The organism is Pseudomonas laurylsulfatiphila (genome assembly GCF_002934665.1).
Taxonomy (GTDB): domain Bacteria; phylum Pseudomonadota; class Gammaproteobacteria; order Pseudomonadales; family Pseudomonadaceae; genus Aquipseudomonas; species Aquipseudomonas laurylsulfatiphila.
In genome coordinates this window covers 395,534-420,014 of sequence record NZ_NIRS01000006.1, presented here as the reverse complement: position 1 = coordinate 420,014, position 24,481 = coordinate 395,534, and the positions used below count along the sequence as shown (strand labels likewise).

The following is a 24,481-nucleotide window of genomic DNA, read 5'->3' as shown; positions in this document are numbered from 1 at the left end:
CTCCATGAGTAAAACTTGTAGATAAACCGAAAAGGTTGAGTTTGTCTCATGTTGATGCCGCTGTCCACGACGGGGCACATTGCGTGCCCCGTCGTTGTCATTTTACAGCGTGGAAAAGTGTTTGTTGCCCAGCGGTTTGCCGATGTCGCCGCGCCAGATCGCGTCGACCGTACCGCCACTGGCGGCCACGGCCTGTTGCCATTTCAGGCCGAGGTTGCGTTGTTCCGGCAGTTTCAGATGGCCTTTGACGAAGTCAACGAATGCCGGCTGGGCCGAGGTGTAGTGGAAGTGCGCGTACCACAGGGTTTGCGCCGGTTCGCTGCGCAGGTCGCGCACCTCGTACTCCTGCAGGAAATCCCGTCGTCCGTCGGCGCGTTTGCCCAGGTCGCGCAAGCCACCTTCCTTGCGGATATCCACCCTCTGTTGTTCAACCAAATAGTCCAGATAGCCTTCGGTCGGGGTTTTGCTGCTCATGCTTTGATTGATGCGCAAGGTACGCCCCGTGCTCAACATCTCATCCGCCCGCTTGCGCAGTTGCAGCGCTACGGCATCGGTGGGCGACAAGCGTTCGATGGCCTGGGCACGCATGGTCAACTCCGTGGCCTCGCTGCCCATCATGTGCTCAAGGTCGACCGGGAGCATGTCCTGCCGCGCATAGCCTTCGACTTTGCGGGTGTAGGCGTTTGCCGCCTCCAGCCTGTTCCTGGCTTCTGTCAGCAGTGGCCCGACATCGGTGGGCAGTTCCGGCTGCACGGAACCCGTTGGCTCGCTGAGGCGATATTTGCCGCTTGAGCGCGGAAGCCAGGTTTCCGTGTGGCCATCGACCCCTTCGATGGTGATGCGCTCTTGTCGGGTGACGGCGTCGGTGCTGGCGATGCCGATCAGCAACTGGTTGTCTTCGGTCTCGAACAGTTGCTGTCCGGACCGACTTCCTTTGGGTGCCACCGAAGGGGGCGTCTTGGTGGCCCGGCGTGCAAAATCTTCAACCTTGTCCAGGTTGTCCAGAAATGCGGTGACCTGTTCCAGGTCCAGATGCTGCGGATAGCCGAGGGTCCAGGCGCCCAGCTGACGCCGGAACTCGGTATAGGTGGCCTGGCAGTCTTTGAGGACTTTACTGCGCTGGCTGACGCTGGCGCTCACCTGGGGTAGCTGATGTTGCGTCAGCAGCGCGCGGCCGACCTTGTTGCGGGCTGCTTTCAACTGCAATTGGAAGTACGTCCAGGACAGGTCGGTCACCGCGTCATAACGGGTGATGATTTCCAGGGTGTGCGCCGTTTTCAGGTAGTAGTGATTGGCCTCGCTGAGTTTCTCATTTACGTTCGTCATGGCCTTCGCAATCTCCTTTTTTTGCGCCGGGTTAGTGATACGGCGGTTCCAGCGATTGGCTTCCTCGACCGTCGCATGGAGCTGATCGAAGTTTTTGAGAAACTCTTTGCGGACCTCCTTGCGTTGCGCCATGAACTGCAAGTGCGCGGCGGTATCGGTGATCGCTGTGGCATCTGACCGGGCGATCAGCTGATCGATACGATTGAGGTGTTCCACCAGCCGTTCCTTGGCCAGGCCGATCCGCCGCACCGAACGGTCAACGATGATCCAGGCGCAGCGACTTTGGATGTCTTCGATCTGCACGCGTTTGCGGCCATGGCTATACAGCATCAGCTCATCGAGATTCAGGTATTGGGCCTGGGCAAGGTCGATATCGTTCGCGCAGGCGACATCGGCACGGGTGCGAAGGGCTGGGCGCTGCGGGAGTTCGAGGCCGAAATAGTGCTCAAGCAGGGTGTTGCTGCTGCGGGTCTGGGTATCGAGCCGTAGCGTGTAGGCGTCGGCGGTATTGGTCAGGGTCAATTGCCGGCGCAAGGCGCGGTCCGTCCACCAGCGCGGCAGCCAGCGGCGAATGGCGGCAGGCCAGAGTGGGTCAAGCCCGTCCGCCATGTGCCCGAGCACCGCGCCACCGCCCACGCCACCCCCTTCGATCACTGTGCCGTACACCGCGTAGTGGGTGTTCCAGTGGCCTGACTCATCGAGGGCGACTGGCTGCTTGTAGGTACGGCTGCTGGTGCCGCTCAAACGCCAGCGGGGTGGTTTGCCTTCCAGCTCGATGCGATAGATTCGTCCCTGGCTGAGCATGAAGTCGCCGTCGGCGTGGCGATACACGTTGCGATAAATGCCTTCACTGCCCGGTTGCAGGCCCGCGAGGGAAATCGGTTTTTCATATTCATAACCCTTGAAGCGCTCCAGCGACCGCCGCGCCTGGCGTTGCGTCGATACCTGCAGGGCCCGCGGACTTTTTCCCAGCGCCCGCCACTGACGACTGCGCGTGGCGACGCGGGCGACACCTGGGGTGGCTGTGGTGCCGGGGAGAATGTCCATGGCCGCGTCGATCAGCGACAACAGCACCGCCTCCACCTCGGCCAGGCCATGGCCGACTTCACCGCGCAGGAAGGCCGCCACCGCCAGGTTGGCGCTGTTCCAGGCGTCGTACAGGGCGATGGTCGTACCGACGAAGGGCAGCATGCCCACGGCCATTTTCAGGTAGTTGAACATTGCGCCGGACTTCAAGGCGACCTGCTCCAGGTACAACGCATCATTGGAGCGCGATGTCGCCCGATGGGCTTCCAGCAAACGGCCCATGTGCACATTCAGCAGATGCGCCGCCAGGGAGGTGGTGGCCGGCCAGGGCGTACCGACGCCGATCAGCCCGTCGAAGTTTTTCAATTGGGCCTGGTTGATCCGGCTGACGTGGTGGGCGACATCACCCGTCAAGGCCCGGCCGGCCAGGTAGTTGACCATCGAGCTGCGCAGGCAATCGTTGAACAGGCGCATGCGTGCCTGTTCAAGGCTGTCGAACTGGCGCAGATAAACGCCGTCGGGGCTGTCGGGAAGATACAGCAGGGTCAGGCCGCTGACGTGCTCCACGATAAAGGTGACGCCGGACAAGGTGCTCGGTCCCTGGGCGTGGGTGTCCTTGCCGCCCACGGTCAGGTGCGCGGGCAGCAACTCGATGCGCTTGCCGTCGCTGGCAAAGGCTTCACGGCTGTTGGCGTCGATGGCGATTTCCAGCACTTGCCGGCCGTTGGCATCGATGTCCTTTGCCAACTCGGCGAATTCGCCTTGCAGGCGAAGCATCAGGCGCCACGGCTCACTCAGGCATTCGCGCCGATATTCATTAGCAAACGTCGATGCCGTCGAGGGGCCGAGGAACGTCTCGCGGATCAGCTTTTCGTATTGCCCGGCCAGATCCAGCTCGGTAACCAGCTTGCGTAGCCAGGACGTCGTGATGGCGCTTTTCAGTTGCAGCTGTTGTGCGGCGTCGGCACCGCTGACCTCGACCTGCATGAACGACAGCCGCCACCCCATTTCCTGATCGATGTTGCCCAGCGCCAGCTCACCCAGGGACAGCTTGCTGCGCTGCTCGCTGGCGACCAGCACATTTTGTTGAGGGGTGCCCGGAGCTGCACCTTCAATGACTACTTTGCGCCAGCTGGTTGAGTCCGGAACGTCGAGCAGCACCTGTACCGCTTGAGTGAGGTCGAAGTCCTGGCGCAGCCGAGCGTCAACAGCCTTGATGGCGAAGGCTTCCCGGGGCGGTAGTTCGCGTTCGAACCACGCGTGGGAGCGCTGCATCGCGGCGATCCAGGATTTGAACAGCGTCTTGAGTCGGTCACGCTGCTCGGCGGGCAGTTCGCGATGCCACGACGGCAATTGAGCGGCCAGCGCACTGCTCTGGTTTTGCTCGACGATGCGTGCGTATACCCAGTCCCGGGCGGCGGATTGGGGGACGGTCAGGCAGGCGAGGGTCTGTTCGCGCAGTTTTTCCAGTTCGGTCGCACGCTGACTGGTACGAAGCGGAACAGGATTGGCTGCAATGATCCGGGCCGCTTGTTGTTCACAGCTGTGGAGCTGGATTTGCAGTGCGTATTTAAACGGCGAGCCGCTCAGCGGCAAAACGTGCACTGCCAGGGCAGGGTCGTTGATCGGGCGTTTGAACAGCGATTGTTCCAGCATCTGTCGAGAGGCAAACCGTTGCAGTCCACCGAAGCGTCCGGGCCAGTAGAGCAACAGGCTGTCGGTCGAATTCGCCAGCAGCGCCGAGGGTTTGGCAAACAGCAGAACGCCGTCCAGTTCCTCGGTTTGCGTGCGGCGGGTGTCGCCTTCGGTGTCGGTTGCCGACAGTTCCAGCCGTGCGACCACCAGGTCGGCCGGGCGGGGCTGGTCGGGGGCATCCAGCACACTGATGAGCCATTGATGCTCTTCACTGTTGATCTGATTCAGGCGCAATTGCAGTTCGGCTTCGGCGCGTAAACCGTCCTGGCGTGCCTGGAGCAGGGCGGCGTAATGTGGGCCCGGCTGGTGGCGCAACTCCAGCCATTTGAGGCCTTCGGCGCTGTCCAGCAGCGCCGTCGCGGCGGCGTTGCTGGCCTGCTCGGCAGCGCTGAGGGTCTGGAGTTGCTGGTGCAGGCGTTGCAGGCGTGGATCCTTGGCGTCACCCGCAAAGTCGTCGCCGAGCAGACTCTCCAGGGCCGTGCGTTGTTGTGCCAGCGCGCGGTGCCGCACGCCCAAGGGAATATCGGGACTGAGCTGGCCGAACAGGGCAGCGATGTCGTCCGTCTCCGCCAATGGCAGGTCGGGGGGCGCGGCCAGCACGGAAGTATTGCCGGGCCGGTCCGCGGGGGCGACGGACAAGCGGGACAACAGGGCTTCGGCGCCGGTGCGCAGCACAGCCTTGTCGAGGACGGTGTAACCGACGCTGCCCTTGTCCATCGACAGCCGGGGCTGGTCGAACCGCTGTGGCTGATGCTCGGTCAGCCAGCGCTCCAGTTCAATCCGGCTTTGAAAGGTCATCCAGACGGATGAGTGTGAAGGCAGGTACAACAGCTGAGCGACCGGTTGATCGGTATCCCGGGTGATGACCAGCGCGCCCGACAGCGGGGCAGACAGACCGTTGTCATCTTTGAGATTCAGCTGTTCGACGTACACGGGGTGCTGGTCAGGCGTTGGTGTTGGTGTTGGTGCTGGCGGGTCGATGAGCGTCAGTAAGGTTTTGATCTGCCCGGCATCGAGGATGCCTTGGGCAAACGCCCATTGGCTCGACACCTCGAAATGCTGGCAATACAAGCGAATGGCTTGTTCCCGACGCGAGCAATCGGTGCCGAGCGCACGTGCGTTCCACCAAGCGCTGTCGAGGTGGGCTTGCGAGCTTTGCGCCATGAGGCTGAGCCACTGCTCGCGGCATTCTTCCCAGCGTGCCGAGGCGCTCAGGCTCAGGCCCTGGTCCGGGTTGGCGGGCCATGGGTAGATGAGGCCGAAATCGGCCGTAAGGGGTGTGGTTTCGTCAACCATGACGATGAGTCTCCAGAAAGCCGGGCCGTGCCGGCGGTACGGGCATTAGGCGACAGTCGACAGGAGGAGGGGCGGTACATAGTTATCGCGAAACCGGGTGTGGCGCCGGATGACCGCCCGGCGCTCTTCATCAAACTGTCATGGAACTGTGGCAGCGCGCTTGAACAAACTTCATCAGACTCGCGCTCTACTGGGGTTCTGCGTTTTGGTGTTTTTCCATGGGTGCTGCATTCTTTTCACGAATCATATTTCTGGCCGCGCTGTTGTTCGGCCTGCCGTCGTTGGCGGCCTCGCGTTGTGACGTCAATGTTCCGACCGAGCGGGTGGATCTGGCCGAGGTAAGCCTGGCGTACCAGAGCATCGGCCGCGCGTCGGATCCGGCCTTGCTGCTGGTGATGGGTCTGGGCGGGCAGTTGATCCACTGGCCGGACGAGGTGGTGGTTGCCCTGTGCCAGCAGGGGTTCCGGGTGATTCGCTATGACAATCGCGATGTCGGCCTGTCGACCTGGCGACAAACACCGGCCGAAGCCAACCTGACGTTCGAAGTGCTGCGCTACAAACTCGGATTGCCGGTGTCGTCGCCGTACTCGCTGACCGACATGGCCGACGATGGCCTGGGCTTGATGGATGCCTTGCACATCGATCAATTCCACGTGTTGGGCGCCAGCATGGGCGGGATGATCGCCCAGCACATGGCGGCCATGGCCCCGCAGCGGGTCGAGAGCCTGACCCTGATCATGACCAGCTCTGGGGCCGAAGGCTTGCCGGCGCCGAGTGCGGCGCTGGTGCAATTGCTGGCGCGACGTGGAGCACCGAACCGCGAGGTGGCCCTGGAACAACAGGCCGACTTGCTGGCGGCGCTGGGCAGCCCGATGGTGAGCGATGATCGTCAGGTGCTGCTGCATCAGGCGGCGCAGTCCTATGACCGGGCGTTCAATCCCGAGGGTGTGAAACGCCAGATCATGGCCATTCTGGCCGAGCCGAGCCGGGTCGCGCTGCTCAACCGGTTGCGGGTGCCGGCGCTGGTGGTGCATGGCACGGCCGACCCATTGCTGCCGGTGATGCACGGGGTGCACCTGGCGGCGCATCTGCGTGGCAGTCAGTTGGTCTTGATTCCGGGCCTGGCGCATCGTTTCCAGGAGGCGTTCAAGGCGCCGTTGCTGGCGGCGGTGTTGCCGTACTTGCGCGAGCACCGTGAAGACACTTCGCACTGGGCGCAGATCGAGCCTGTGGTCGATCACAATCTCCTCTAACCCTCGATCGATCAGATCGAGTTCAATGGCTCAGGCCGTACTTTTTCACTTTGTCGAACAGCGTGGTCTTGGCCATGCCCAGTTCCTGGCTGGCCTGGGTCAGGTTGCCGCCGCTGCGTAGCAAGGCATCGCTGAGCAGGTTGCGCTCGAAGGCTTCCACCGCTTCGGCAAACGCCAGGCCTTGATTGCTGCCGCCGGCACCGGTTTTCTTGAACGCCGGCAGGCCCAGGGCAAAGCGCTCGGCAACGTTGCGCAGCTCACGCACGTTGCCCGGCCAGTCGTGGCTCATCAGGTTTGAAAGGGTCTGGTTGTCCAGCTCCGGCACCGCGCGGTCGAAACGCAGGGACGACTGCTGCAGAAAGTGTTCGAACAGTTGCAGGATGTCCTCGCGACGCTCGCGCAGCGGCGGCAGTTCCAGGGTCACCACGTTGAGGCGGTAGTACAGGTCGCTGCGGAATTCGCCAGCCTTGCTCGACTCGACGAGGTCGGACTTGGTCGCCGCGATGACGCGGCAATCCACCGCCACGCTCTGGTTCGAACCGAGGCGTTCGAGGGTGCGTTCCTGCAATACCCGCAGCAGCTTGATCTGCAAGGGCAGGGGCATGCTTTCCACTTCGTCGAGGAACAGCGTGCCGCCGTCGGCGTGTTCGATCTTGCCGATCCGCCGTTTGCCCGCACCGGTAAAGGCGTTGGCTTCGTGGCCGAAGATTTCGCTTTCGAAGAGGTTCTCCGGCAGGCCGCCGCAGTTCAGGGCAACGAACTGCTTGGTGTGCCGCCTACTGAAATCATGCAGGCAGCGCGCGACCAGTTCCTTGCCGGTGCCGGTCTCGCCTTCGATCAACACGTTGGCCGACGTATCGGCGACGTTGGCGATCAGTTCCCGCAGGTTCTGCATGGCCGGCGAGCGCCCGATGATCCGCCCTTCGAGGGAGTCGCGCTCGGCCAGTTGTCGGCGCAGCGACGACACTTCCCGTGCCAGGCTGCGTTGCTCGAGGGCGCGGCGGGCCACGTCCACCAGGCGCTCCGGGGAGAACGGCTTTTCCATGAAGTCGTAGGCGCCTTTCTGCATCGCACCGACGGCCATGGAGATGTCGCCGTGGCCGGTGATCAGCACCACCGGCAGGCTGCGGTCGCGCTCCTTGAGCCGGGTCAGCAGTTCCAGGCCATCGATGCCCGGCAGGCGAATGTCACTGACGACGATGCCGGCGAAGTTGTCGCCGACCCGTTCCAGGGCTTCTTCGGCGCTGCCCACGCCAATGCAGGGAATGTCTTCCAGGGTCAGCGCCTGCTGGCAACCGAGCAGCACATGGGGGTCGTCTTCGACGATCAATACACTAAGGTCGTTGTTCATATTGGCTCGGCGGGAGTGGGGCTTACCAACGGTAAACTGAGGACGAATGCGGTACCACCGCTGGCCGGGTGCTCGACACCCAGGTGACCGCCGGTGGCGGCGGCCAGGCTGGCGGAAAGGGTCAGGCCCAGGCCCAGGCCCTGTTCGCCGGGTTTGGTGGTGAAGAAGGGTTCGAACAGGTGCTTGCGCGCTTCGGCGTCGATGCCGTGGCCGTTGTCACGCACGCGTAGCCGGTATTTGCCATCGAAGGTTTCGCCTTCGAGCCACAACTCCGGCAGCGGCTGCGCTTGCATCGCATCCAGGGCGTTCCCGATGAGGTTGACCAGAATCTGCTCCAGGCGGGTCTGGTCGATTTGCACCTGCACAGCGTCAAAATGGCGGTGCAATTGCAAAGGCGTGTTTTCCACCCGTGCGCCGTGCAATTGCAGGGCCGCGTCCACCGCTTTGCCAAGGCAGGCCTGACCCTTGTCGTCACCGCGGCGGGCGAACGAGCGCAGGCTGGCGGTGATGCGGCCCATGCGATCGATCAGTTCGTTGATGGTCTTGAGGTTGGTGCTGGCGACGTCGAGCTGGCCGCGTTCGAGGAAGCGCACGGTATTGCCGGACAAGGTGCGCAGCGCCGCCAGCGGCTGGTTCAGTTCGTGGGCGATGCTGGTGGACATCTGGCCGATGGCCGCGAGTTTTCCGGCCTGTACCAGTTCGTCCTGGGCGCGGCGCAAGGTCTCTTCGGCTTGCCGGCGTTCGCGGATCTGCCCCTTGAGCCGTTCGTTGCTGGCGCGCAGGTCGGTGGTGCGTTCGGTAATCCGACGTTCCAGCTGATTGTTGGCTTCCTGCAAGGCTTCCCGGGCCGCGAGGCGGGTGGCGATCACCTTGCGCCGCTCGTTCCAGGCGATCAACAGAAAGGCGCAGAGGGCAAATGCCACGGCCACCAGAATCCCTTGGTTGATCGCTTCGCGGCGCAGGTCCTGGAGCGGCGTGAGCAGGGTGAAATTCCACGGTGTATCGCTCAAGGGCCGGGTTTGCGACAGGTAGCTGATGTTTTCATCATCGGACACCAGTTCACTGTTGGCCGGGAACGTGAGTTTTTCCACGCCTTCGGACAGGGTTTCCCGGGCCAGCGGCTGCAGTTCGTTGAGCGGGAACCAGTAGTACTGCAGGCTGCGGGCAAGTTTTTCCTTGGTTTCTTCGCTCAGCGGCACCACCGATTTCAAGCGTCGAGCCGGATCGCTGGAGAGAATGATGATGCCGTTCTCGTCGCTGACGAAGGCTTCCAGCCGAGCGCGCTGCCAGCGCTCTTCCATGGCCTCCAGACGCACCTTGACCACCGCGACGCCGATGATCTTGCCGTGTTCTTCCAGGCCATGGGCCAGGTAGTAACCGGGTTCGCCGTTGGTGCTGCCGATGCCGTAGAAACGCCCCGGTTGACCGCGCACGGCGTTCTGGAAATAGGCGCGGAAGGACAGGTCTTCACCCAGGTAACTGTCGACATCGCGCCAGTTACTGGTGGCCATGACGCGGCCGGTGGTGTCCATCACGTAGATGGCCCGACTGCGGCTGCGCCGGTTCAGGCCTTCGAGGTAATCATTGACCGTTTGCCGGTGTTCCGGGGTCGGGTCGGCCAGCAACTGCGAAACACTGGTTTCGAGCTCCAGCAGGCTGGGCAGGTAGGTGTATTTGCTGATTTCGCTTTCGACGGCCCGGGCGTGCAGTTCCAGCTGACGCTGGCCGTTCTCGCCGAGGTTGCGAATGCCATAGTGCTCACTGATCCAGAAGCCGATATAGCCCAGGCCGATCATCATGGCGATGATCAGTGGCGGCAGGAACAAATGACGAACCAGACGGGGTTTCACGGCGAGTGATGGCGACGCTGCGCGATAAAGATTAGGGTCGCATTTCATCACAGATGCCTTGGGTCAACCACCACTACCGTCTTGACGCGTCCTTGTAGGAGCTGCCGCAGGCTGCGATCTTTTGATCTTGATCTTTTGTGACCGGACGTTCGCCAGAATCAAAAGCAAGATCAACAGATCGCAGCCTGCGGCAGCTCCTACAGGGGCGACGGCGGTGTGGCTTTAGTGCTGCAGAATCTTGTTGAGGAAGTGCTGTGTACGCTCGGCACGGTGGTTGATGTCGCCGAAGAACTCTTCTTTCTTGCAGTCTTCGATGATCTTGCCGGCGTCCATGAAGATCACCCGGTCGGCCACTTTACGGGCGAAGCCCATTTCGTGGGTCACGCACATCATGGTCATGCCTTCGTGGGCCAGTTGCACCATCACGTCGAGCACTTCGTTGACCATTTCCGGGTCCAGCGCCGAGGTCGGTTCGTCGAACAGCATGACGATCGGGTCCATCGCCAGCGCACGGGCAATCGCCACGCGCTGCTGCTGACCGCCGGACAATTGGCCCGGGTGCTTGTGGGCGTGAGCCGAGAGGCCGACGCGCTCGAGCAGTTGCAGGCCTTTCTTGGTGGCTTCTTCCTTGCTGCGGCCCAATACCTTGATCTGCGCGATGGTCAGGTTTTCGGTGATGGTCAGGTGCGGGAACAGCTCGAAGTGCTGGAACACCATGCCCACGCGCGAACGCAGTTTCGGCAGGTTGGTCTTCGGGTCGGCGATGGAGGTGCCGTCGACCACGATGTCGCCCTTCTGGAAGGGTTCCAGGGCGTTGACGCACTTGATCAGGGTCGACTTGCCGGAACCGGATGGCCCGCACACCACGATCACTTCGCCTTTTTTGACCTCGGTGCTGCAATCAGTCAGAACCTGGAAGTCCCCATACCACTTGTTGATGCTTTTGATAGAGATCATACGGCGAACCTTTTTTGCAGACGCTTGACCAGCTGCGAGGCGGCAAAGCTGATGATGAAGTACACGAGACCCGCGAAAATCAGGAACTCATTGGAGCGGCCAATGATGTCGCCACTGGCGCGCGAAGCATTGAGGAAGTCCACCAGGCCGACGGCGTAGACCAGCGAGGTGTCCTGAAACAGGATGATGCTCTGCTGCAGCAACAGCGGCGTCATCTTGCGGAACGCCTGCGGCAGGATGATCAGGCGCATCATCTGGCCGTAGGACATGCCCAGGGCCTGGGCAGCGCCCATCTGACCCTTGGGAATCGACTGCACACCGGCACGGACGATTTCGCAGAAGTACGCCGCTTCGAACATCATGAACGCCACGATGCACGAGGCGAACGCGCCGATCGGGGTGTCCTCGCCGGTGATCCAGCGCAGCACGAACGGCACCGCCAGGTAGAACCAGGTGATCACCAGCAGCAACGGAATCGAGCGGAAGTAGTTGACGTAGGCGCCGGCCAGGTTCGACAGCAGTTTGCTGTGGGACAGGCGACACAACGCCAGAATGGTGCCGAGAATGATCCCGCCGACGACGCCCAGTGCCATCAGTTGCAGGGTCATGACCATGCCGTTCCACAGGCCTGGCAGGGACGGGATGATGCCCGAGAAATCGAATTCCATCATTTACCCCCTACGGAGATCAGGCCCGGTACGGCGACTTTCTTCTCGACCAGGCGCATCAGCAACATCAGGCTCATGTTCAGGGTGAAGTAGATCAGCGTGGCCAGGGTAAAGGCTTCGAACAGGTTGGCGGAGAACTCGGCAGTCTGTTTGGTCTGCGCGAGCAATTCCATCAAGCCGATCAGCGAGGCCACGGAAGTGTTCTTGAAGACGTTCAGGAATTCCGAGGTAAGCGGCGGAATGATGATCCGGTAAGCCTGGGGCAACAGCACGTTCCAGTAGATCTGCGGCAGCTTGAAACCCATGGCGCGGGCCGCGGACTCCTGGCCTTTGGGCAGGGCCTGGATGCCGGTGCGCACCTGTTCGCAAACCCGGGCGGTGGTGAACAGGCCCAGGCACACGACGACGCTGAGGAAGGCCGAGGTGGTCGGGTTCAGGTCCTGCTTGTACCACTCTTGCAGGTCGGCCGGCAGCAGGTCGGGTACCAGGAAGTACCAGATGAACAGCTGAACCAGCAGCGGCACGTTACGGAAGAGTTCGACGTAGCAGGTGGCGATGCCCGATACGATGCGGTTCGGCACGGTACGCATGACGCCCAGGATCGAGCCCAGTGTCAGGGCGATGATCCAGGCCGCGATGGCGATGCCGATGGTCCAGCCCAAGCCGGTCACGTACCAGTCGAAATAGGTCTCGCTGCCCACGCCGGTGGACTTGAAGAACACGCCCCAGTCCCAGTTGTAATTCATTAGGGTCTCCCCTCGGATTCGATCGATGTACAAATGCCCGCTTGGGGGAAGCTCCGTTCCCGCCTGTCCTTGGGGGACAGGCACACGCGCTCGGCTCGACAGCCACCGGTTCGAGTGTTTCCAGAAATGCCAGCAGGGAGTGCATTCCCCTGAAAGGGCTATGGCCCTTTCAGGGGATAAGGTTAGTCAGAAATCAGGACTTCTTGTCGTCAGCCGCTTTATCAGTCGGATTGGCGATCAGGGCCTTGAGTTCGTTGCTCATCGGGAAGTTCAGGTTCAGGCCTTTTGGCGGGATTGGCTGCATGAACCATTTTTCGTAGATCTTGTTGATCTCGCCCGATGCGTAGGTGGCCTTGATGGCGTCATCCACAGCCTTCTTGAACGGCTCGTCGCCTTTGCGCACCATGCAGCCGTAGATTTCGTAGGACTGTGGAGTGCCGGTCACGGCCCAGTCTTTCGCATTCTTGGCCTTGGCTGCTTCACCGGCCAGCAGGGCGTCGTCCATCATGAAGGCTACAGCGCGGCCGGTTTCCAGCATCTGGAACGACTCGCCGTGGTCTTTGGCGGAAATAACGTTCATGCCCATCTGCTTGTCGGCGTTCATCGCCTTGAGGATGCGCTCGGACGTGGTGCCGGCGGTGGTCACGACGTTCTTGCCGGCCAGGTCAGGGAAATCCTTGTACTTGGAGTCTGCCTTGGACAGCAGGCGAGTACCGATTTCGAAGATGCCGACGGAGAAGTCAACTTGCTGCTGACGCTCGACGTTGTTGGTGGTGGAACCGCACTCGAGGTCCACGGTGCCGTTCTGCACCAGCGGGATACGGGTTTGCGAAGTCACCAGGTTGTATTTGACCTGGAGGTTCGGCATGTCGAGGTCTTTTTTCAGCGCTTCGACGACTTTCAGCTGGATGTCGTGGGAGTAGCCGACCGGTTTGCCGGTGGCATCCGCGATATAGGAAAACGGAATGGAAGCGTCGCGATGGCCCAGGGTGATGGTGCCGGACTCTTTGATCTTCTTCAGGGTGCCGGTGAGTTCGGCGGCGAAAACCGGAGTGCTGATCAGAGCGGCAGCAATGGCTGCGCCCAGGATATGGGGAACGATGCGCATCAAATTTTCCTCGACTTTGTTTTTTTTATGGAGCCAGTTCATCGGCCCTTTTGTGCTGCAAAACACCTGAGCGCCACGATGAGTGAGCGCAAAGGACATTCGTCGAAGAAGTGTAGAGCATGACTCGTGCCAGACCAGTCTGAATTAGTCAAAGTGTTGATTTGTAAAGGAATTAAATATTTTTTGCGTTGAGATGTCAGTGAAGTGATCCGGTTAACCGAACCGACCCGTAGGTCGTGTTCGGAAAACCGAATGGCGGATTGCCTGCATCGCTTCCTGTAGGAGCCGGCTTGCCGGCGATAGCGCTCTCAAGGGCGCCATCGCCAGCAAGCCGGCTCCTACGGGGGGATCGTCAGGGATATTTGCGCTTGTCGGGCGCTGGCGGGAAGTACTGGTACAACCAGGTCTCACTCAGCGTGCGGTCGTTGGTGCGGATGAACAGGCGCAGTTCGACGGGCTCCACGCTGTCATTGGTCGGGTACCAGTCAAACAGGACACGGTAACCCTTGATGTCATCGAGCTTGAGCACGCTGAAATCCCTGACCTCGCCGTTCGAGCAAGTGACCACCGGCTCGATGCCGGCGCCCTCGGGCAGGCGGTCCAGGCCGCCGCCGGTGAAGTCCACGGCAAAACGACGGGCCCAGACGGGCGGGTAATGCTCGCCCGGCGCCCAACCTTCAGTGAAACCGCCCATCCCGGAACGGGTGGCATGGACCCGCGCCAGCGGCGTGCCAACCGGTGGCAGCGCGCTCCAGTAGAGCTTGTAGCCGTAGTTCAGCGAGTCGCCGGCAGCCACCGGTTTCTTCGGGGTCCAGAAGGCGACGATGTTGTCCATGGTTTCGCCGGTGGTAGGGATTTCCAACAGATCGACCGAGCCTTCGCCCCATGCGGTGGTCGGTTCGACCCACAGGCTCGGGCGGCGGCTGTACCAGTCGACGGTGTCCTGATAGCTGGCGAACTCGTGGTCGGTCTGCACCAGGCCGAAACCTTTCGGGTCCTTGTCGGCAAAGGCATTGAATTGCAGGGTCGCCGGATTGTTCAGCGGACGGCAGATCCACTCGCCGTTGCCGCGCCACATGGCCAGGCGGTCGGAGTCGTGGATTTGCGGGTGAATGGTGTCGCACATGCGGCGTTCGTGGGTGCCGCAACTGAACATGCTGGTCATCGGTGCGATGCCCAGTTGATCGATGGCGGTGCGTGCGTTGACGTGGGCATCGACCTCCATCACCACGCGCTCGGCCTGGCAGTCGATATCGAAGCGGTAGGCACCGGTGGCGCTCGGCGAGTCGAGCAGGGCGTAGACCACGAAGCGGGTGCTGTCCTTGTCCGGCGTCTCGAACCAGAACTTGGTGAAGTCGGGGAATTCTTCGCGCTTCTTGGCGTAGGTATCGATGGCCAGGCCGCGGGCCGACAAGCCGTACTGGCCGGTGGCGTCCACCGCACGGAAATAACTGGCGCCGAGGAAGGACACGACGTCGTGCTTGTCCAGTTCCGGGGCCTTGAACAACTTGAAGCCGGAGAAACCCAGGTCGCCCTTGAGCTGGGCGGTGTCGACCGTGGTGTTTTCATAGTTGAACAGCGACGGGCGGAAATGCACCTCGCGGGCCATCCGGGTTTTCGGGTCGACGCTGTACATGCGCACCGGCTGCTTGAAGCCCATGCCGACGTGGAAGAACTGCACGTCCAGTTGGCCCTTGAGTTCTTTCCACAACGAATGATTGCCGTCGTAGCGGATCGCATTGAAGTTCTGCGGCGTCATGGTCGCCAGGGTCGGCGGCAACTGTTGCTTGGTGTCCTGGTAGCGATTGCTGGCGAGCTGTTTGGCCTGGAGCTTCAGCGCCTCGAAATCGAATGCGCTGGCCTCGCCATCAGCGGTGCCGCCGCTGGCAGCCCAGGCTTGGGCGGCCAACAGCCCCGTGGCGGACAAACCGGTGTAGGCCGCGATGGCCATGGAGGCTTTGAGCAAGTTCCTGCGGTGCATAAATACAACCTGTCGTGAGCAATCCCGCGCCCTTCCTGGCACGTGCTGGATCAGAAAAAACGGTTCGGACATGCCTTCGGCCAAACGCAACGGACTGTAAAACAGATGCCCGACAGCTTAAACCGTTCGATTGCAGAGCAAAATTGATTGATGGCACAGCGCCGATTCGGCAATGAAACAAGACATGTCGGGAAACAATTCCGACAGGGGTTTCTGATTTACAGGGCATTTCTGCTTTTTTCGACTAATTACTCTAAAAACCGCTTTTCAGCGCCCGGAATATTTCTATTCTGTGCACATGACCGGTTTATGCCCTTCGGACCGGTGCGGTTCAGCGGGCACCCAGCGGCTGCTGAAAAAGGGATAGGGCGATGCGGTTTTTTGCAGTTTTCTTTGACGTATAGAGAAGGACATCGTCCATGTCGAAAGTACAAGGCATCACCGAAATGTTGGGAATCTTTCCGTGCCTGGCCATCGGGCGACGCAGGCGCCGGCTCAATAACGAGGAAATGAAACTGGTGGAGCGGTATAGGGAGCTGTCGGAGAGCGACAGGATCGCGATGAGGTATCTGGTGGATGCGATGAGGAGTGTTTCGCGGTTTTGAAGCAGGGAGGGTTACCGTGAGGTCCATTTGGCCTTCACGGTAGCCAGGCTGGTTAACCTGCCTGCATCAGCGTCGGCTATGCCAGCGTCTATTGCTTGCTGTAGGACAGATTGCTGGTCGAGCTTATGGAGATACGCTTCTGCAAAAGGGCTATCACATGGAATCATTTCGATGATGTTTCGTTTGACGCTGTGAGTATCGTTCATGTGGATATAGCTCATTCAGCAGGACAATTAATCGAGAGGACTCAAACCAAAGGGACGGACTGTGAAGTCTGTCCCTTTTTGATCAGCTCGATTTATCCCTTCAACGGCAAGTGCCAGCGATTGGGAAGGGTCGCTGCACTTGCATCAACTCAGGCATGTCTCGCCACTTGATCCAGGCGTGATGTTGGTAATGCAGCAAGGGCACCGAAACTCCCGCCCAATTCAAGGAACTCAGGCTTGGCAAGTTTTCCACAGGCTCTGATTTCACATCACGGAGCGAGGGTATGACTTCGTTGCTCAACCACTGACGCAGATTGCGGTTTTCCGGGACGAAGTGGTGAACCAACAAGGCGTACATACCTGATTCGCTGACCATCAGTGTTTCGACCGTTTTGCCGTCCTTGAGCAGACAGACGCTGCGACGTTGGTCGGGATCGAGTTTCAGGGTCAGGCGTTCATTGAGTGGTTTGCCCATCAAGCGACCCAGATCCTGGGCGCAGAACCAGGCTTGGTTGTTTTGCATGAAGGCATGGAGGAAGCGGTTGTGGCGGGTGAAGACGGTGGGATCGAAATAGGGCAGAGGCGAGCTTTGAGGATGCATTGGCATGGCGCGATTTCCGTTTTGACTTGGAAAGTCGCCACCAACCCTTCGACAGGTTGGGTGGCGGACCGAGTGGCGTTCGAAGTCGGGACACCTCCAATCAAAACGGAAGCCGGAAGGCCCGCGCCACACGGCCCGCCATAAAACAGAAATGAGGCATAAAACAGCCACAGTTCTATGGGGGCACGCGAGCACCGTTTTGACTGGTTCCGGCTTCGACTCCGGGTCGCTGATTTGGCAGCGACGGGATGAAGCCTATTGGTCAGGCGCTCGCGGCGCCAAGTCTACTCTGGCGACGCGTGTTGTAGGAATCGAGGGTTTTTCAGGAAGGCTGCGTCTGTAGGAATTTCCTGTTTTTGCACTGGACAAAACTCGCCCCGAGATCGCACTTGATCCTGGGGCGATTTTCATTAGTGACTAACCTTCCACGCATCGCCCGCCGGGGCGGTGCCGTGGTCATACGGCTTGGCGATCCACATGTAGAGCAGGCCCAGGCCAATCACGATGGCCGTGCTCAGTACCATGGCGTAGTTGATGTACCACGCGGCATCCGGTGTCCGTGGCCAGGCCATGTTGATAATGGCCCCGACACCATAGACCAGTGCGCCGATGTTCACCGCCCAGCCCCAGGCGCCGAGGGTGAATTTGCCGCTCGGTTTCCAGCCCTTCATGCGGGCGTACAGGGCCGCGAGCACGATCATCTGGAACGCCAGGTAGATGCCGATGGCCGCGAAGCTGACGATGGTGGCGACCGCATCCTGCAGGAAGAAGCCGAGGATGATGATCAGCGCCGGCAGGACACCGGACACGAACAATGCGGCAACCGGAACCTGCGTCGTAGGGGAGATCTTCTTCAGCAGTCGGCTGCCGATGACCATCTCATCACGGGCGTAGGAATACAGCAGGCGGCTGGCCGCCGCTTGCAGGCTGATCACGCAGGAGATGAAGGAAATCATCACCACGCCCATCACCACTTTCGAACCCACCGGCCCGAACGCGTTGTTGAGGATGGTGGTGACCGGGTCCTTGTCGGTGCCGTTGATCACCGCTTGCATGTCCGGTACGGCCAGGATCAGCGCCAGGCAGGCGAACATCGCCGCGATGCCGCCGATGTAGATGGTCATGCGCATCGCCACCGGGATCTGCTTGCTCGGGTTCGGGGTTTCTTCGGCCACGTCGCCGCAGGCCTCGAAACCGTAGTACAGGAACATCCCTGCCAGCGAAGCGGTGAGGAACGCCGGCAGGTACGAGCCGTCGACGCTGATATCGAAGGTGTTGAACAACACGCTGATCGATTGATGACGCTCGAAGATCAGTAGGTAAACACCCACGATGACTGCGCCGACCAGTTCGCAGAGGAAGCCGAACATGGCGATGCGCGCCAGCACTTTGGTGCCGCTGAGGTTGACCAGGGTAGCGAACAGCGTCAGCACCAGGGCGATGACAATGTTGGTGTTGTTGTTCGGTTCAAAGCCCATCATGGCGGCCAGGTACGGACCGGCACCCACGGCAACCGCCGCGATGGTCACGCACAGGGCGATGGAGTAGATCCAGCCGACCATCCACGCCCAACGCTTGCCCACCAGACGGCGGGCCCATGGGTACACGCCACCGGAAATCGGGAACTGCGAAACCACTTCGCCGAAGATCAGGCACACCAGCAACTGGCCGCAACCGACCAGCAAATAGGCCCAGAACATCGGTGGTCCGCCTGCGGCCAGACACAGGCCGAACAGGGTATAAACCCCGACGACCGGGGACAGGTAGGTGAAGCCCAGGGCGAAGTTTTCCCACAGGCTCATGCTGCGATTGAAGTTGGAGGTGTAACCCAGTTTGCGCAGTTGCTCGGCATCGCTGTCGGCAAGGATTGCAGAGAGATCGGGTGATGCACTCATGTGTAATTGCTCCGGAAAATCGGCAGATTTCGGATGTCCGAAACCGTGACGGGGCCTTGAGGGCACTGCCAGGATCGGTGGTTATTGTTTTTTGGTATTGCGGTGAATCCCTTGTTTGGATCGCCGACATCATCCGTGTGTCTGCTGAAAAGATCGCAGCCTGCGGCAGCTCCTACAGGGTGTACGGCGCTCTTTGTAGGAGCTGCCGAAGGCTGCGATCTTTTCGCTGTTAATGCTTGAACATCACATGCCGCACGACGGTGTAATCCTCGAGCCCATACATCGACATGTCCTTGCCATACCCGGACAACTTCTGCCCGCCATGGGGCATTTCGCTAACCAGCATGAAGTGCGTGTTGACCCAGGTGCAGCCGTACTGCAAGCGCGCCGACATCCGATGGGCGCGGCCGACATCGGCGGTCCACACGGAGGAGGCCAGGCCGTAGTCCGAATCATTCGCCCAGCCCAGCACCTGCGCTTCATCGCTGAATTTGGTCACCGACACCACCGGCCCGAACACTTCGCGCCGCACGATCTCGTCATCCTGCTGGGCATCGGCCAGCACCGTTGGTTCGAAGAAGAAGCCATTGCCGTCCACCACCTTGCCGCCAGTGATCAGGCGAATGTGCGGCTGGGCGATGGCGCGCTCGACGAAACCGGCAACGCGGTCGCGGTGTTGCGCGGTGATCAGCGGGCCGAGTTCGGTCGACGGATCGTCCTGCAAGCCGTACTTGATGTTGCTGACCGCAGCCCCTAGCTTCTCGACGAATTTCTCGTAGATGCCTTCCTGCGCGTAGATGCGGCAGGCGGCGGTGCAGTCTTGCCCGGCATTGTAGAAACCGAAGGTGCGGATGCCTTCGACGGCGGCGTCGATGTCGGCGTCGTCGAAGATGATCACCGGGGCTTTGCCGCCCAGTTCCATGTGCATGCGTTTGACGCTGTCGGCGGTGCTGGAAATGATGTTCGAACCAGTGGCGATCGAACCGGTCAGCGACACCATGCGCACTTTCGGGTGGGTGACCAGCGGGCTGCCGACGCTAGGACCACGGCCGAACACCAGGTTGAGCACGCCGGCCGGGAAGATGTCGGCCGCCAGTTCGGCCAGGCGCAGGGCGGTCAGCGGGGTCTGTTCCGACGGCTTGAGCACCACGGTATTGCCGGCGGCCAGGGCCGGGGCGATTTTCCAGGCGACCATCATCAGCGGGTAGTTCCACGGCGCGATGGAGGCGATTACGCCCACCGGGTCGCGGCGGATCATGGAAGTGTGGCCGGGCAGGTATTCGCCACCGGCCGAACCGCTCATGCAGCGGCTGGCGCCGGCGAAGAAGCGGAACACGTCGGCAATCGCCGGGATCTCGTCGTTCAGCGCGGCGCTGTAAGGCTTGCCGCAGTTGTCCGATTCCAGTTTGGCCAGCTCTTCGCCGTGGGCCTCGATGGCATCGGCGAGTTTGAGCAGCAGCAGCGAACGTTCTTTCGGCGGGGTCTGCGACCAGCTGTCGAAGGCGGCGTCGGCGGCGCGCACGGCGGCATCGACCTGGGCTTCGCTGGCTTCGTTGATTTCCACCAGCACGCGACCCAGTGCCGGGTTGACCACCGGTTGGGCGGGGCCTTCGCCATCGAGCAGTTGGCCGTTGATCAGTAACTTGGTTTGCATCTTCATGTCCTCGCTATGCCCCCTGTAGGAGCTGCCGCAGGCTGCGATCTTTTGATCTTGTTTTTGAAAAGAAAAGTCAAAAGATCGCAGCCTGCGGCAGCTCCTACAGGGGATTGTTGTTGTCGGTTATTGATTTACTTCCCGCCACTGCCCGCAACGCTTTCGCCGCCGCGGGTCAGGTAATAGGCGCCGAGGATCGGCAGCATGGTCACGATCATCACCAGCATCGCCACGACGTTGGTCACCGGCACGTCCCGTGGGCGGCTGAGCTGGTTGAGCAGCCACAGCGGCAGGGTGCGTTCATGGCCGGCGGTGAAGGTGGTGACGATGATTTCGTCGAACGACAGGGCAAACGCCAGCATGCCGCCAGCCAGCAACGCCGAGCCGAGGTTCGGCAGGATGATGTAGCGGAAGGTCTGCCAGCCGTCCGCGCCGAGGTCCATCGAGGCCTCGATCAAGCTGTGGGACGTACGGCGCAAGCGGGCGATGACGTTGTTGTAGACGATCACCACGCAGAAGGTCGCGTGGCCGACGATGATGGTGAACATCCCCGGCTCGATGCCCAGTGTCTTGAAGGTTGCCAGCAACGCGATCCCGGTGATGATCCCTGGCAAGGCGATCGGCAGGATCAGCATCAGCGAGATGCCCTGCTTGCCGAAGAAGTCCCGGCGGTACAACGCTGCCGAAGCCAGCGTGCCAAGGACCATGGCGATCAGCGTGGCAATCGAGGCGATCTGCAACGACAGCTTGATGGCTTCGAGAACGTCCGGCCGGGAGAACGCCACGCCGATCCACTTCAGGGTGAAGCCCTTGGGCGGAAAACTGAACGCCGCGTCTTCGGTGTTGAAGGCGTACAGGAAGATGATCAGGATCGGGAAGTGCAGGAACACCAACCCGCCCCAGGCGGCAATGCGCAGGCCTAATGAGGCTTTTTCAGAGTGCATCGAAGGCCCCCAGACGTTTGACGATGGACAGGTAGATGGCGATCAGCACGATCGGCACCAGGGTGAACGCGGCAGCCATTGGCATGTTGCCGATCGCGCCTTGCTGGGCGTAGACCATGCTGCCGACGAAGTAGCCGGGCGGGCCGACCAGTTGCGGGACGATGAAGTCGCCCAGGGTCAGCGAGAAGGTGAAGATCGAACCGGCGGCAATGCCTGGGATCGACAGCGGCAGAATCACTTGCATGAAGGTCTGGCGCGGCTTGGCCCCGAGGTCGGCGGAGGCTTGCAGCAGTGAGGGCGGCAGGCGTTCCAGCGAAGCCTGGATCGGCAGGATCATGAACGGCAGCCAGATGTAGACGAACACCATGAAGCGGCCCAGGTGCGAGGTCGACAGGGTGCTGCCGCCGACGCCGGGAATGCCCAGCACCAATTGCAGGACCGGTTCCAGCCCCAGGTGCTGCACGAACCACTGCGCTACGCCGCCCTTGGCCAGCAGCAGCGTCCAGGCGTAGGCCTTGACGATGTAACTGGCCCACATTGGCATCATCACCGCGATGTAGAAAAACGCTTTGGTCTTGCCTGTGGTGTAGCGCGCCATGTAGTAGGCAATCGGGAACGCGACGATGGCGCTGGCAATCGACACGACAATCGCCATGCCCAGGGTGCGCAGGATGATGTCGAAGTTCGACGGCTGGAACAGCGCGGTGAAGTTCGCCAGGGTCAGGTCGGGGGTGACCGCCATGGTGAAGTCATCGAAGGTGTAGAAACCTTGCCACAGCAGCACCAGCAATGAGCCCAGGTAGATCGCGCCGAACCACAGCAGCGGCGGTACCAGCAGTAACGACAGGTAAAAATTCGGCCGGCGATACAGCAGGTTGGAAAACCTGCGCAGCAGCGAGCCGCTGGCCGGAGATTGAGGGATAGCTACGGTGTTCATCTCACACCCCGCCTGCAACGGTGTCGTGCAACGGGATCATGGCTTCGCGTGCCCAACGTGCGCTGATGCGCTGACCGGTCTGGTGTTGCGCACTGGTGTCCAGCCACTGGTTGTTGGCCTGGCTGATGTTCAGGGTCTGGCCGTTTTCCAGTTTCAGTTCATAGCGGGTGGCGCTGCCCTGGTACTGGATATCGTGCAGCAAACCGCTGACTTCGATTTCGTGGCTGGCTAGCGGGCCTTCGGCGAAACGCACGTGTTCCGGGCGAATCGAGAACGGCTGCGGATTGCCACTGATTTGCTTCGCCAGATCACCGCGGATCACGTTGGAGGTGCCGACGAATTCGGCGACGAAGGTAGTGGCCGGTTTCATGTACAGGTTGCGCGGGCTATCGACTTGTTCGATGCGGCCCTTGTTGAATACCGCCACGCGGTCGGACATCGACAGTGCTTCGGTCTGGTCGTGGGTGACGAAGATGAAGGTGATGCCGAGCTGGCGTTGCAGTTTTTTCAGCTCGCTCTGCATTTGCTCGCGCAGTTTCAGGTCGAGTGCACCGAGTGGCTCGTCGAGCAACAGTACGCGAGGACGGTTGACCAGGGCGCGGGCCAGGGCCACACGCTGGCGCTGACCGCCGGAGAGCTGCACCGGCTTGCGGTCGCCATAGCCGCCGAGGGCCACCATATCGAGCGCTTCTTCGGCGCGCTTCAGGCGTTCGGCCTTGCCCACGCCTTTGACTTTCAAACCGTAGGCGACGTTGTCGCGAACGTTCATGTGCGGGAACAGCGCGTAATCCTGGAACACGGTGTTCACGTCGCGCTGGTACGGCGGCAGGCCGGCGGCCTCTTCGCCATGAATGCGGATGGAGCCTGCGCTCGGTTGTTCAAAACCGGCGATCAGGCGCAAACAGGTGGTCTTGCCCGAGCCGGAAGGCCCCAGCATGGAGAAGAACTCGCCGTCCTGGATGTCGATGGAAACCCGGTCTACGGCTTTCACTTCGCCGAATTGACGGGAAACGTTGGTGAACTGGACTGCAAGCGTCATGGTGCGGTGCTCCAAAAAGGCGCGTTTTCTAAAAATTTGAATCAGTTGTGGCATCGAAAAGATCGCAGCCTTCGGCAGCTCCTACAGGATTTGCAGAAGGCTTCGGATCTTCGGCGCCTGCGGTAGCTGTAGGAGCTGCCGCAGGCTGCGATCTTTTGATCTTGAGAAGAGGGCTTAACGGCCGCCCATGATCGCGATGTAGTCCTGGGTCCAGCGGCTGTACGGCACGAACTTGCCGCCTTCAGCCTGCGGGGTTTTCCAGAAGGCGATCTTGTCGAACTGGTCGAAACCGTTGGTCTTGCAGCCTTCGGCGCCGAGCAGTTCGCTCTCCTTGCACGCCGCAGGGACCGCAGGCAGCGAGCCGAACCATGCCGCTACGTCACCCTGGACTTTCGGTTGCAGCGACCAGTCCATCCACTTGTAGGCGCAGTTCGGGTGCTTGGCCTCGGTGTGCATCATGGTAGTGTCGGCCCAACCGGTGGCGCCTTCTTTCGGGATGGTCGAGGCGATTGGCTGTTTCTCGTTCATCAGGCCGTTGACTTGATACGGCCACGCGCCGGAGGCAACCACGCCTTCGTTCTTGAAGTCACTCATTTGTACGGTGGTGTCGTGCCAGTAGCGATGGATCAACGGCTGTTGGGCGCGCAGCAGGTCGAGCACCGCCTTGTACTGGGCTTCGGTCAGTTCGTACGGGCTCTGGATGCCCAGTTCCGGTTTGGCGGTCTTCAGGTACAGCGCCGCGTCGGCGATGTAGATCGGGCCGTCATAGGCTTGCACGCGCCCCTTGTTCGGCTTGCCGTCCGGCAGGTTTTCGGCATTGAACAGCACGCCCCAGGTGGTCGGCGCGGTCTTGAACACGTTGGTGTTGTACATCAGCACGTTCGGGCCCCACTGATAGGGGGTGCCGTAGGTCTGCTTGTTGACCACGTACCAGGGTGCATCCTTGAGACGCGGGTCGAGGTTTTTCCAGTTCGGGATCAACGCGGTGTTGATCGGCTGCACACGCTTGCCGACGATCAGGCGTAGAGAGGCGTCGCCCGACGCCGTCACCAGATCGTAACCACCCTTGGCCATCAGGCTGACCATTTCATCGGAAGTGGCCGCGGTCTTGACGTTGACCTTGCAGCCGGTTTCCTTCTCGAAACCGGTCACCCAGTCGTAGGCCTTGTCGCTCTCGCCACGTTCGATGTAGCCAGGCCAGGCCACAATATCCAGTTGGCCCTCGCCAGCCCCGACAGCTTTGAGCGGCTCGGCGGCCTGGATGCTGGCACTGGCCAGCAGCGCGGTGGTGATTGCACTGAGCAGTGCGGTCTTGTGCACGAACATGGGAATTCCCTCTTCTT

General features: G+C 61.0%; 17 protein-coding genes. 2 read left to right on the top strand and 15 right to left on the bottom strand.

Going from position 1 to position 24,481, the window contains the following annotated elements; genetic code table 11:
* Nucleotides 1-102: 102 nt before the first annotated feature.
* Complete coding sequence (locus CD175_RS24195) at nucleotides 103-5,343, bottom strand: dermonecrotic toxin domain-containing protein (RefSeq protein ID WP_104450732.1); 5,241 nt, start codon at nucleotides 5,341-5,343, stop codon at nucleotides 103-105.
* A gap of 218 nt (nucleotides 5,344-5,561) precedes the next feature.
* Between CD175_RS24195 and CD175_RS24190 the strand changes: the two genes are divergently transcribed.
* Nucleotides 5,562-6,596: an alpha/beta fold hydrolase gene (locus CD175_RS24190; RefSeq protein ID WP_104450731.1), complete on the top strand. Its 1,035-nt coding sequence runs from the start codon at nucleotides 5,562-5,564 to the stop codon at nucleotides 6,594-6,596.
* A 22-nt stretch (nucleotides 6,597-6,618) separates the two neighbouring features.
* Here the strand turns inward: CD175_RS24190 and aauR are convergent, their stop codons facing one another.
* From aauR to CD175_RS24155, 7 genes are all read right to left on the bottom strand, one after another.
* Nucleotides 6,619-7,947, bottom strand: coding sequence for a two-component response regulator AauR (gene aauR, locus CD175_RS24185; protein ID WP_104450730.1), 1,329 nt, complete (start codon nucleotides 7,945-7,947; stop codon nucleotides 6,619-6,621).
* On the bottom strand, nucleotides 7,944-9,845 hold the full coding sequence (gene aauS / locus CD175_RS24180) for a two-component sensor histidine kinase AauS (RefSeq protein ID WP_104450729.1): 1,902 nt from the start codon (nucleotides 9,843-9,845) through the stop codon (nucleotides 7,944-7,946). Before aauS ends, aauR begins: the two co-directional genes overlap by 4 nt.
* A gap of 174 nt (nucleotides 9,846-10,019) precedes the next feature.
* Entirely contained in the window at nucleotides 10,020-10,754 is a 735-nt protein-coding gene (locus CD175_RS24175; RefSeq protein WP_104450728.1) for an amino acid ABC transporter ATP-binding protein, read from the bottom strand.
* Nucleotides 10,751-11,422 (bottom strand): amino acid ABC transporter permease, encoded by a 672-nt coding sequence (locus CD175_RS24170; RefSeq protein ID WP_104450727.1) that lies wholly within the window; start codon nucleotides 11,420-11,422, stop codon nucleotides 10,751-10,753. The genes CD175_RS24175 and CD175_RS24170 overlap by 4 nt, the downstream gene beginning before the upstream one ends.
* Entirely contained in the window at nucleotides 11,422-12,168 is a 747-nt protein-coding gene (locus tag CD175_RS24165) for an amino acid ABC transporter permease (RefSeq protein WP_007985720.1), read from the bottom strand. The genes CD175_RS24170 and CD175_RS24165 overlap by 1 nt, the downstream gene beginning before the upstream one ends.
* A 193-nt stretch (nucleotides 12,169-12,361) precedes the next feature.
* Nucleotides 12,362-13,276, bottom strand: a complete 915-nt coding sequence (locus tag CD175_RS24160) for a glutamate/aspartate ABC transporter substrate-binding protein (RefSeq protein ID WP_104450819.1) — start codon at nucleotides 13,274-13,276, stop codon at nucleotides 12,362-12,364.
* 352 nt (nucleotides 13,277-13,628) lie between these two features.
* Entirely contained in the window at nucleotides 13,629-15,257 is a 1,629-nt protein-coding gene (locus CD175_RS24155) for a glucan biosynthesis protein D (protein ID WP_104450726.1), read from the bottom strand.
* Nucleotides 15,258-15,676: 419 nt separating this feature from the next.
* Between CD175_RS24155 and CD175_RS24150 the strand changes: the two genes are divergently transcribed.
* A complete protein-coding gene (locus CD175_RS24150; RefSeq protein WP_007975077.1) occupies nucleotides 15,677-15,862 on the top strand; it encodes a hypothetical protein in 186 nt (61 codons plus the stop codon).
* Between the two features lie 306 nt (nucleotides 15,863-16,168).
* Here the strand turns inward: CD175_RS24150 and CD175_RS24140 are convergent, their stop codons facing one another.
* The 7 genes from CD175_RS24140 to ydcS all read right to left on the bottom strand — a co-directional run bounded on the left by CD175_RS24140 (nucleotide 16,169) and on the right by ydcS (nucleotide 24,464).
* Nucleotides 16,169-16,675: a BRO-N domain-containing protein gene (locus CD175_RS24140; protein ID WP_104450724.1), complete on the bottom strand. Its 507-nt coding sequence runs from the start codon at nucleotides 16,673-16,675 to the stop codon at nucleotides 16,169-16,171.
* Nucleotides 16,676-17,079: 404 nt separating this feature from the next.
* A complete protein-coding gene (locus tag CD175_RS24135) occupies nucleotides 17,080-18,564 on the bottom strand; it encodes an APC family permease (RefSeq protein ID WP_104450723.1) in 1,485 nt (494 codons plus the stop codon).
* Between the two features lie 229 nt (nucleotides 18,565-18,793).
* The gene (locus tag CD175_RS24130) at nucleotides 18,794-20,218 is read right to left on the bottom strand and encodes a gamma-aminobutyraldehyde dehydrogenase (RefSeq protein ID WP_104450818.1); all 1,425 of its coding nucleotides are present in this window, start codon (nucleotides 20,216-20,218) and stop codon (nucleotides 18,794-18,796) included.
* Nucleotides 20,219-20,352: 134 nt separating this feature from the next.
* Nucleotides 20,353-21,162 (bottom strand): ABC transporter permease, encoded by an 810-nt coding sequence (locus tag CD175_RS24120; protein ID WP_102699051.1) that lies wholly within the window; start codon nucleotides 21,160-21,162, stop codon nucleotides 20,353-20,355.
* Nucleotides 21,152-22,099, bottom strand: coding sequence for an ABC transporter permease (locus CD175_RS24115; protein ID WP_104450722.1), 948 nt, complete (start codon nucleotides 22,097-22,099; stop codon nucleotides 21,152-21,154). Before CD175_RS24115 ends, CD175_RS24120 begins: the two co-directional genes overlap by 11 nt.
* Nucleotide 22,100: 1 nt before the next feature.
* Nucleotides 22,101-23,138, bottom strand: a complete 1,038-nt coding sequence (locus tag CD175_RS24110) for an ABC transporter ATP-binding protein (protein ID WP_104450721.1) — start codon at nucleotides 23,136-23,138, stop codon at nucleotides 22,101-22,103.
* Between the two features lie 174 nt (nucleotides 23,139-23,312).
* Complete coding sequence (gene ydcS / locus CD175_RS24105) at nucleotides 23,313-24,464, bottom strand: putative ABC transporter substrate-binding protein YdcS (protein WP_102699049.1); 1,152 nt, start codon at nucleotides 24,462-24,464, stop codon at nucleotides 23,313-23,315.
* Nucleotides 24,465-24,481: the final 17 nt, after the last annotated feature.